Source organism: Bradyrhizobium sp. C9, from assembly GCF_002532045.1.
GTDB lineage: Bacteria > Pseudomonadota > Alphaproteobacteria > Rhizobiales > Xanthobacteraceae > Bradyrhizobium.
This window is the reverse complement of the sequence record NZ_NWTG01000065.1, coordinates 1-1019: the sequence shown is the minus strand read 5'-3', so window position 1 is coordinate 1019 and position 1019 is coordinate 1. Positions and strand designations below refer to the sequence as shown.

At 61.6% G+C, this 1019-nt stretch carries 1 protein-coding gene; it reads right to left on the bottom strand.

Annotation, left to right across the window (positions count from 1 at the left end; translation table 11 throughout):
- The coding region (locus tag CO675_RS39570; protein WP_097677270.1) for an IS481 family transposase at window positions 1-941 on the bottom strand (941 nt) is incomplete at its 3' end.
- Window positions 942-1019: the final 78 nt, after the last annotated feature.

The window sequence follows — 1019 nt, the reverse complement described above, 5'->3', positions numbered from 1 at the left end:
TTCGTGTTTGGTCCCGTGAGATTGGCGAGGGCCTGTATCGGGGCCTGATAGCCGAGGCATTTGAGGCGAGTCCGATTGTAGTCGTGCACGAACTTGGCGATGAAGGCATCGCGATCGGCGTGGTCGATGAAGGTCCGCCGGGCGCTGCCGCGCTTTTGTTCGCGGCCAATGGCTTCAGCGATACGCCGGTTGAAGCGTTCGACGAGGCCGTTGGTCTGCGGGTGGTAAGGCTTGGTTAGGCGATGCTGGATGCCGCGCTGCTTGCAGAGTTGGTCAAAGGGGTGGTGGCCGGAAGGTTTCCCGGGCGGCTTGTTCTTCTTGTCGACAGCGAAGCGGTCTGTGAACTCGGCGCCGTTGTCGGTCAGGATGGTATGAACCTGGTGCGGGAAGTCGGCCAGGAAGCGCTCAAGGAAGCCGGTCGCGGTGGCCCCGTCCCGTCTGGAATGGATCTCGACAAAGACGTAGCGGGTGGCGCGGTCGATGGCGACGAAGGCATAGCTGGTGCGGCGCTGCAGGGACGGCAGATATTTCACGTCGATATGGATGAAGCCGATGCTGGCGGTCTCGAAGATGCCGACCTTGGGTTTGTCAGGCTTGGCGAGCCGGCTGATACCATTGCGCTGCAGGCAGCGATGAATGGCGCTGCGGGACAGCTTGGCATTGATGCATCGCTGCATGACCTCGACGATGTCATCCAGCGGCAACTGCAGCGACGTCCGCAGCTCGCAAACCGCCCTCTCTTCGACAGCCGACAGGCTGGTCACAAGGTTCTTCGGTCGGTGCGAGCGATCTTCGACCGTCGTGCGGTCGCGCCAACGATAGATCGTGGTCTCGCTGACCCCTAGTTCTGCCGCCAATTGGGCAACCGACTTCTTGCTGCGCTGGATGTAGGCGCGCGTCTTCGGCGTCGTCGTGGCGTTCGCGTGCAGGCTCAGTTCCATGACCCGAGGTGCTCCCTGACAAAGGCCACGCCTCGTTCTACACCGATTCCATCCAACCAATCAGCCAGGACCAAACAC